At 64.6% G+C, this 8,932-nt stretch carries 5 protein-coding genes and 2 pseudogenes; 3 read left to right on the plus strand and 4 right to left on the minus strand.

The features are described 5' to 3' along the window. Positions 1-126: pseudogene (locus AOQ71_RS49490) on the minus strand (LLM class flavin-dependent oxidoreductase); the annotation flags it as partial. A 392-nt stretch (positions 127-518) separates the two neighbouring features. Between AOQ71_RS49490 and metF the strand changes: the two are divergent. Together metF and metH are read left to right on the plus strand one after the other, a co-directional pair. Then, positions 519-1,439, plus strand: coding sequence for a methylenetetrahydrofolate reductase [NAD(P)H] (metF, locus tag AOQ71_RS41200; RefSeq protein WP_057759486.1), 921 nt, complete (start codon positions 519-521; stop codon positions 1,437-1,439). Between the two features lie 6 nt (positions 1,440-1,445). Further along, positions 1,446-5,297 carry a methionine synthase gene (gene metH / locus AOQ71_RS41205; RefSeq protein ID WP_057759488.1) on the plus strand — a complete coding sequence of 1,284 codons (3,852 nt, stop codon included), beginning with the start codon at positions 1,446-1,448 and terminating at the stop codon, positions 5,295-5,297. A 269-nt stretch (positions 5,298-5,566) separates the two neighbouring features. Here metH and AOQ71_RS41210 read toward each other — a convergent pair whose 3' ends face one another. Further along, entirely contained in the window at positions 5,567-6,196 is a 630-nt protein-coding gene (locus AOQ71_RS41210) for a glutathione S-transferase family protein (protein ID WP_057759490.1), read from the minus strand. 155 nt (positions 6,197-6,351) lie between these two features. Between AOQ71_RS41210 and AOQ71_RS41215 the strand changes: the two genes are divergently transcribed. Then, entirely contained in the window at positions 6,352-6,570 is a 219-nt protein-coding gene (locus tag AOQ71_RS41215; RefSeq protein ID WP_057759492.1) for a hypothetical protein, read from the plus strand. Positions 6,571-6,723: 153 nt separating this feature from the next. On the opposite strand, the gene AOQ71_RS41220 is transcribed toward AOQ71_RS41215, so the two are convergent. Continuing rightward, positions 6,724-7,317: a GNAT family N-acetyltransferase gene (locus AOQ71_RS41220; RefSeq protein ID WP_057759495.1), complete on the minus strand. Its 594-nt coding sequence runs from the start codon at positions 7,315-7,317 to the stop codon at positions 6,724-6,726. Positions 7,318-7,515: 198 nt separating this feature from the next. Next, a pseudogene (gene glpK, locus AOQ71_RS41225) lies at positions 7,516-8,932 on the minus strand (glycerol kinase GlpK); the annotation flags it as partial.

An 8,932-nucleotide genomic window follows, 5' to 3' on the forward strand; every position in this document is an offset into this window, starting at 1 on the left:
GAGCCAGTAGCGGACATAGCCAAGCCGATCGACATGGCGCGCCAGGTCGATGCTGTTGCGCAGCGCCGCGGCCGGCTTTGTGCCCGTGGTGACGACGGAGAGGTCGAGGACTGAAAGCGGGATCATGGCGTGGTAACGTAATAGAGGACCGCGCGGCGACAATGGGCAGCGGGCGCAGATCTGGCGTGTGTCGTCCGCGAGCCCGGCGTATGGCGAAGCCAGGAGTTGGGACAGCTCAACCGCCCGCAACATAGAATTCACTCTGCCCACCCTCAAAACGAGAGGTCCGTCAGGCCTAGAGAATGGATTACCTAATTGTTATATTTGTAAAATATTCTATTTTAGCACGCGTCCCACTCGAAGCCTACAAACTGCAATATTGATAGCAATACTGCGCGAAGTGGGCGACTTCCCATAACCGATGGGCTGTCGAGTAATCCGCCTTTGTCCTATCTTAGACCTTCCCAAGATAGACCCCGGCCGCCTGTCCTTGGCGAGCCCCTGGAGTGAGTGGTGCCATGACCGAGACGACGACGCCTGCCCATACCGAAGGGCAAGACGGGCACCTGAAGCGGCCGGCGATCTCGTTCGAGTTCTTTCCGCCCAAGACGGAAGATATGGAGCGGAATCTCTGGGAGACCATCAACCGGCTGGCGCCGCTGGACCCGAAATTCGTGTCGGTGACCTATGGCGCCGGCGGCTCGACCCGCGAGCGCACCCATTCGACCATTTCCCGCATCCTCAAGGAGACCCCGCTGCTGCCGGCCGCGCATCTGACCTGCGTCGGGGCCTCGCGCGGCGAGATCGACGAGATCGTCGACCGCTACCATGAGGTCGGCGTCCGCCACATCGTAGCCTTGCGCGGCGATCCCGCCGGCGGCATCGGCACGCCCTATGCGAGCCATCCCGACGGCTATCAGAACTCGGCCGACCTCGTTGCGGGCATCAAGAAGCGGCACGCCGATATCGAGGTGTCGGTCTCGGCCTATCCCGAGAAGCATCCTGAGTCGCGCGATTTCGACGCGGACATCGATACGCTGAAGGCAAAAGTCGACGCCGGTGCGACGCGGGCGATCACGCAGGTCTTCTTCGATAACGACTTTTACTTCCGCTACCTCGATCGCGTCCGCGCGCGCGGGATCAACATTCCGGTCGTGCCGGGCATCATGCCCATGCACAATTTCAAGCAGGCGCGCAATTTCGTCACTCGGAACGGCACCACCGTTCCCGAGTGGCTTGCCGCGAAGTTCGAGGGGCTCGACAACGATGCCGAGACCCGCAAGCTGGTGGCCGCAACCGTCGCCGCCGGCCAGGTGCAGAAACTGGCAAAACACGGCGTCGACACCTTCCATTTCTACACCATGAACCGCGCCGATCTCGTGTTCGCGATCAGCCATTTGCTCGGCATTCGCGCCAAGAGCGCGCAGAAGGCGGCTTGAGACACCATGACCGTATCCCCCTCGCCCAAGCGAACCGCCCTGATCAACGCCGCGCGCGAGCGCATCCTCGTGCTCGACGGCGCCATGGGCACGATGATCCAGAACCTGCAGTTCGACGAGGCCGCCTTCCGCGGCGAGCGCTTCAAGAACTTCCATCGCGACTTGCGCGGCAACAACGACCTGCTGATCCTGACCCAGCCGCAGGCGATCGAGGACATCCACGCGGCCTATTTGCGCGCCGGTGCCGACATCGTCGCGACCAACACGTTCTCGACCACCTCGATCGCGCAGGCCGATTACGATCTCACCGACATCGTCTACGAGATGGCGCGCGAAGGTGCCCGCCTCGCTGGCAATGCCGCCCGCCGCGTTGCCGCCGAGGACGGCAAGCCGCGCTTCGTCGCCGGTGCCATCGGCCCGACCAACCGCACCGCCTCGATCTCGCCTGACGTGGCCAATCCAGGCTATCGCGCCGTCACCTTCGATGACTTGCGCAAATCCTATGGCGAGCAGATCCGCGGCCTGATCGACGGCGGGGTCGATCTGCTGCTGGTCGAGACCATCTTCGATACGCTGAACGCCAAGGCGGCGCTCTATGCCATCGCCGAGATCACCGAGGAGCTCGGCATCGACATGCCGGTGATGGTGTCGGGCACCATCACCGACAAATCCGGCCGTCTGCTCTCCGGCCAGATGCCGGAAGCGTTCTGGAATTCGGTGCGGCACGCCAAGCCCGTCACCATCGGCTTCAACTGCGCACTCGGCGCCGAAGATCTGCGCGCGCATATCGCCGATATCGGCCGGGTCGCTGACACGCTCGTTTGCGCCTATCCGAATGCCGGCCTGCCCAACGAATTCGGCCAGTATGACGAGACGCCGGAATACATGGCGCGCCTGGTCGGCGAATTCGCGCGCGATGGTCTCGTCAACATCGTCGGCGGATGCTGCGGCACCACGCCGGAGCATATCGCGGCGATTGCTGCCGCCGTCGCCCCGCACAAGCCGCGCATCGTGCCGGAGATCGCGCCACGCTTACGCCTCTCCGGCCTCGAGCCGTTCGTGCTGACCGATGCGATTCCGTTCGTGAACGTCGGCGAGCGCACCAACGTCACCGGCTCCGCCCGCTTCCGCAAGCTCATCACATCAGGCGACTACACCGCGGCGCTGCAGGTCGCGCGCGACCAGGTCGAAAACGGTGCGCAGATCATCGACGTCAACATGGACGAAGGGCTTCTGGATTCGGAAGCCGCGATGGTCACCTTCCTCAACCTCGTCGCCGCCGAGCCCGACATCGCCCGCGTGCCTGTCATGGTCGACTCGTCGAAATTCTCGGTGATCGAGGCCGGCCTGAAATGCGTGCAGGGCAAGCCGGTCGTGAATTCGATCTCGATGAAGGAAGGCGAGGAGAAATTCATTCACGAGGCCAAGATCGCGCGGCGCCATGGCGCGGCCGTCGTGGTGATGGCATTCGACGAGGTCGGTCAGGCCGACACGTTCGCGCGCAAGACCGAGATCTGCAAGCGCGCCTACGACATCCTCGTCAATCGCGTCGGCTTCCCGCCCGAGGACATCATCTTCGATCCGAATATCTTTGCGATCGCGACCGGGATCGAGGAGCACAACAATTACGGCGTCGACTTCATCGAGGCGACGCGATGGATCCGGCGGAACCTGCCGGGCGCGCATATCTCGGGCGGCGTGTCGAACCTGTCGTTCTCGTTCCGCGGCAACGAGCCGGTGCGCGAGGCCATGCATTCGGTGTTCCTGTATCACGCCATCAAGGCCGGCATGGACATGGGCATCGTCAATGCCGGACAGATGATCGTCTATGACGATATCGATCCCGAGCTGCGTCAAACCTGCGAGGACGTCGTCCTCAACCGCGACCCCGGCGCCTCCGAGCGTCTGCTGGCGCTCGCGGAAAAGTTCCGCGGCAAGAAGACGGAAGCCAAGGAAGCTGATCTCGCCTGGCGCGAATGGCCGGTGGAGAAGCGGCTGTCGCATTCGCTGGTGCATGGCATCACCGAGTTCATCGAGCAGGACACCGAGGAAGCCCGCAAGAATTCCTCGCGACCGCTCGACGTGATCGAGGGACCGTTGATGGCCGGCATGAACGTGGTCGGCGACCTCTTCGGCGACGGCAAGATGTTCCTGCCGCAGGTGGTGAAGTCCGCGCGCGTCATGAAGCAGGCCGTTGCTTACCTCATGCCGTTCATGGAGGAAGAGAAGGCGCGCAACCTCGCCAGCGGCATCGGTGGCGCGGCGAGTTCGTCGGCCGGCAAGATCGTGCTGGCGACCGTGAAGGGCGACGTCCACGACATCGGCAAGAACATCGTCGGCATCGTGCTCCAGTGCAACAACTATGAAGTCATCGACCTCGGCGTGATGGTGCCGGCGGCGAAGATCGTCGAGACCGTGAAGGCCGAGAAGGCCGACATCGTCGGTCTCTCCGGCCTGATCACGCCCTCGCTCGACGAGATGGCGTTCTTCGCCGGCGAACTGCAGCGCGAAGGCCTCAAGCTGCCGCTGCTGATCGGCGGCGCCACGACGAGCCGCGTGCATACGGCTGTGAAGATCGACCCGAGCTATCGCGCCGGCCCCGTGGTGCATGTCAATGACGCCAGCCGCGCCGTCGGCGTCGCCTCCTCGCTGCTCTCGCCGGAGAAGCGCGAGGCTTATGCGGCCGAAGTGCGCGCCGAATATGCCAAGATCTCCGAGGCGCATCTGCGGGCGCAGGCCGACAAGAAGCGGCTGAAGCTCACGGATGCGCGCGCCAACCGCGTGCCGGTCGATTTTGCCAAGAGCAAGCCGGTGAAGCCGACCTTCCTAGGCACCAAGAGCTTCGACGACTACGATCTCGCCGAGCTCGTCCCCTATATCGACTGGACGCCGTTCTTCCAGACCTGGGAGCTCGCCGGCCGCTTCCCCGCCATCCTCAAGGACGACAAGGTCGGCGAGGTCGCGCGCTCGCTCTATGACGATGCGCGCAAGATGCTCGACACCATCGTCAAGGAAAAATGGTTCCGGGCGCGCGCCACCATCGGCTTCTGGCCGGCAAATGCGCAAGGCGACGACATCGTGCTCTATGCCGATGATAACAGGACCAAGAGCATCGCGACGCTGCACACGCTGCGCCAGCAGCTCGAGAAGCGCGAGGGCCGGTTCAACGCGGCGCTGTCCGACTTCGTCGCGCCCACGGGCGTGCCCGACTATGTCGGCGGCTTCGTCGTCACCGCCGGGATCGGCGAGGACGCGGTCGCCGACCGCTTCAAAATGGCCAATGACGACTACTCCTCGATCCTGTGCAAGGCGCTGGCTGACCGGCTCGCCGAAGCGTTCGCCGAACGCATGCATGCCCGGGTGCGCCGCGAGTTCTGGGCCTATGCGCCCGACGAGGCGCTCTCCAACGAGGATTTGATCCTGGAAAAATATCAGGGCATCCGCCCCGCGCCCGGCTATCCCGCCCAGCCCGATCACACCGAGAAGGCGACGCTGTTCGAGCTGCTCGATGCCGAAGCCACCGCCGGGGTGAAGCTGACCGAGAGCTTTGCGATGTGGCCGGGCTCAAGCGTATCGGGACTCTATTTCGCCAGCCCCGAGAGCTATTATTTCGGCGTCGGCAAGATCGAGCGCGACCAGGTCGAGGACTACGCCGCGCGCAAGGGCATGAGCGTCGCGGAGGCCGAGCGTTGGCTCGCGCCGGTGCTGAACTACATCCCGTCGCAGCCTGCGAGCGATAAGGCCTTTGCCGCAACGCCGGCCAACGACGAGATGTCGAAGGATCTCGCCTTGCATCCGCCCGGCTGCACCTGCGCGGTGCATCTGGTCTGGCAGAGGAAGCGCGCGGGGGCGGGATAGGCGCCAGGATCGCAAAACGCGAAACAACCCCATGCACAGTAGGGATGGGGTTGATCGGGTTATACGATTTCGTTTTTACGGAAAATCGCTTGCTCCGTCGGGCAAAACAGCTGTATGAGAGCAGGATCGGGCATGGCGCGTGATGCCCACCGCCGTCATTCCGGGGCGCGCCCCCTTGGCGCGAGCCCGGAATCCATTTGTCCTCATCACCTGCCGCACAATGGATTCCGGGTTCGCGCTACGCGCGCCCCGGAATGACAGCATGACCCTTACCCCTTCGGCGGCGCCAGCGGCTGCACGATCTCCTTGAACGGCGCCAGCGCTTCGCAGCGATCGGCATGGGCTGCGAGGGCCGGATAGCGCGCTGCGTCGAACAGGTCGGGGTGCGCCTCGCGGGTGAACCTGATAACGCAGGCCACCGCAATGTCGGCATGACCGATGCGGGTCCCCAGCCAATAAGGCGTCGTCACCTTGGCGCGCTCGGCTTCCAACACCCCAAGCACGTCGCCGATCTGCGCCCGGCAACGCTCGACCCATAGCGCCAGCTGCTCCTTCCGCAGCACGCGCTCATAGAGCAGGCTGACCGCCTTGTCGCCGAGGCCGGTCGCCAGCGCGCAGATGCGCAAATGCTTGCGCCGCTCGACGCCGCTCCGCGGCAGCATCGCCTTGTCGGGCCCGACGAGCTCGTCGAGATAATCCAGGATGATCGTGCTCTCGATCAGCGCCTCGCCATCGTCGAGCACCAGCGTCGGCACCCGGCGCAAGGGATTGTACGGCGCGATTTTGTCGGCATCGCCGAAGGTCGACCACGGCTTGTGCTCGAAGCTGAGCCCGTAAAGCCGCAGCGCAATCGCGACGCGACGGACGAAGGGGGAATCATATTGGCCAATCAGGAACATGGTTCTCGCTCTTCTCTGGCGTTGGACAAGGCAGGGCCGATCAGTCTCCACGACAAGATCGCAGCAGCGCAAGAAAAATCCTCGACATGCAGCATTGCATCTGACGCAACGGCGCCGGGACAATCTCTCCCGAATGCGCTATCAAGGACGGCATCATGGCAGCACCATCAGACATCAATCGCGAGCGGATCGCGGCGACCGAGGCCGTCATCCGTCCGCGCATCAGGCGCACGCCGCTGGTCGGGGCCGATCTCGCCGAATTCGGCCTTCCGGCGGCGCCCGTCACCCTCAAGCTCGAAATGCTGCAGCATTCCGGATCGTTCAAGGCGCGATTGCTTCGCTGCGCTCGCAATGACGGTGGAGGCAGCGCGTAGCCCGGATGCAACGAAGTGCAATCCGGGATCTCACAACCCGATCGAGAGTCCCGGATTTCGCTTCGCTCCATCCGGGCTACGAAGCTGGTGGAGTTTTTGAAGACGATGTGAGTGAGGCCGCGCTCGCAATGACGGTGTGGATACAGTCGCGATCTATTGGATAACAGGCACGTGCTTCGCCGCATCGCGCGGCACCGTGCCATCGAGCCGCGGATCATCGGCGATCTCGATCTGGCGGCGGAACGGGATGAAGCCGGAACGCTGATAGAACGCGACGGCCGAGGGATGATCGAAGGTGCAGGTGTGCACCCAGACGCGCTGCACGCCGCCGGACCAGGCACGCTCCAGCGCGCGGTTCATCAGGAAGCGGGCGGCGCCGGTGCCGATCAGCCCAGCGGTGACGCCGAAATAGACCAGCTCGCACTGACGGGGTTCACGGAAGTCCAGCTCCAGCAGGCCCTCGTCGCGACCGTCGACGACGAGGGCGTAGACCTCGATGCCTGCGGCATGGATGATCGCGGCAAGCTCGGGGTCGTTCATCTGCGTTCGCGAGGACCATAGCCAGTCCTCGCCGACGCGGCGGTAGAGATCGCGGTACCAGGCAAGCGCCGGCGCATCGACCTTGCGCAGAGTCCACGCGCCGGGCGGATCATCACGGCGGGGGGCCGGCGTGGTCATCTGGAGATGGGTCACGACCGCGGCGATCTTGCCGGCGGGGATGTCGGAATAGCCGTCGGGGAGGATCATAGGGGATTCCTGTAGGCCGAGCGCTAGCCAAGCATTCTATGTCGTGCCGGCGAAGGCCGGGACCCATACGCCGCAGCAGATGTTGTAAGCGCAACTCGTCGTTCCAACCGCGCAAAACAATCTGTATTCGTGGTTATGTGTCCTGGTTTCTCCAGGACGACGGCGGAGTTTGTGGATGCGCGCCCACCAAGAATCCGCCTACCCCTCCCCCTCGTCGCTTGCCAGTACGCCCTTCACCGCGCGCGCCCAGCCGGCGAGCTTTCGCTCGCGGGTGGCATCGCTCATGTTCGGCTTGAAGCGGTGCTCGAGACGCCAATTGTCGGCGAACTTGGTCGGCTCGGGATAGACGCCGGCATTGAGACCGGCGAGATAGGCGGCGCCCAGCGCGGTGGTCTCCTGGATGACAGGGCGATCGACCGGCGCGTCGAGCAGATCGGCAAGGCGCTGCATGGTCCAGTCGGACGCGGTCATGCCGCCATCGACGCGGAGCACGACGCTGGCCACCTCCGAACTCGGCCAGTCCGCGCGCATCGCGGCCCAGAGATCGAAGGTCTGGTAGCAGACGCTCTCCAGCGCGGCATGCGCCAGCTCTGCAGGGCCGGTGTTGCGGGTGAGGCCAAACAGCGCGCCGCGCACGCGCGGATTCCAGTAAGGCGCGCCCATGCCGACGAAGGCCGGCACCAGATAGACGCTCTGCATGGAGTCGGACTGATCGGCGAGAGGTCCGGTCTCGGCCGCGTGCTTGATGATGCCGAGGCCGTCGCGCAGCCATTGCACTGCGCTGCCGGCGACGAAGATCGAGCCTTCCAGCGCGTAGGTGCGTTTTCCCTCGAGCTGATAGGCGATGGTGGTGAGCAGCTTGTTCTTGGAGGCGACGGGCGTCGCGCCGGTGTTGAGCAGCGCAAAGCAGCCGGTGCCGTAGGTCGACTTCATCATGCCCGGACGGAAGCAGGCCTGGCCGATGGTGGCGGCCTGCTGGTCGCCGGCGATGCCCGAGATCGCAATCGCGCCGCCGAACAGGTCCGGCGTGCTCTCGCCGAAGCGGGCGGAGGAATCCTTCACCTCCGGCAGCATCGAGCGCGGCACGCCGATGATCTCCAACAGCTCGTCGTCCCACTGGCCGGTGTGGATGTTGAACAGCAGCGTGCGCGAGGCGTTGGTGGCGTCGGTGGCGTGCACCTTGCCGCCGGTGAGGCGCCAGAGCAAATAGCAATCGACGGTGCCGAACATCAGCTCGCCGCGCGCGGCCCGCGCGCGGGCGCCGGGGACGTGGTCGAGGATCCAGGCGACCTTGGTGCCGGAGAAATAGGGGTCGATGATCAGGCCTGTTTTCTGCGAGATCAGCGGCTCGCGGCCTTCGTGCTTGAGCCTGGCGCAGATATCGGCGGTGCGGCGGTCCTGCCAGACGATGGCGCGGTGCACGGCCTGGCCCGTGGCACGGTCCCACACCACGGTGGTCTCGCGCTGGTTGGTGATGCCGATCGCGGCGATGTCCTTTGCGGTGATGCCGGCCTGCTCGATCGCCTCGCGGCAGACCATCACGGTCGAGGTCCAGATGTCCTCGGGCTCGTGCTCGACCCAGCCGGAGGCCGGAAAATGCTGCGGAAACTCGGCT

This window comes from Bradyrhizobium manausense (assembly GCF_001440035.1).
Lineage (GTDB): Bacteria > Pseudomonadota > Alphaproteobacteria > Rhizobiales > Xanthobacteraceae > Bradyrhizobium > Bradyrhizobium manausense.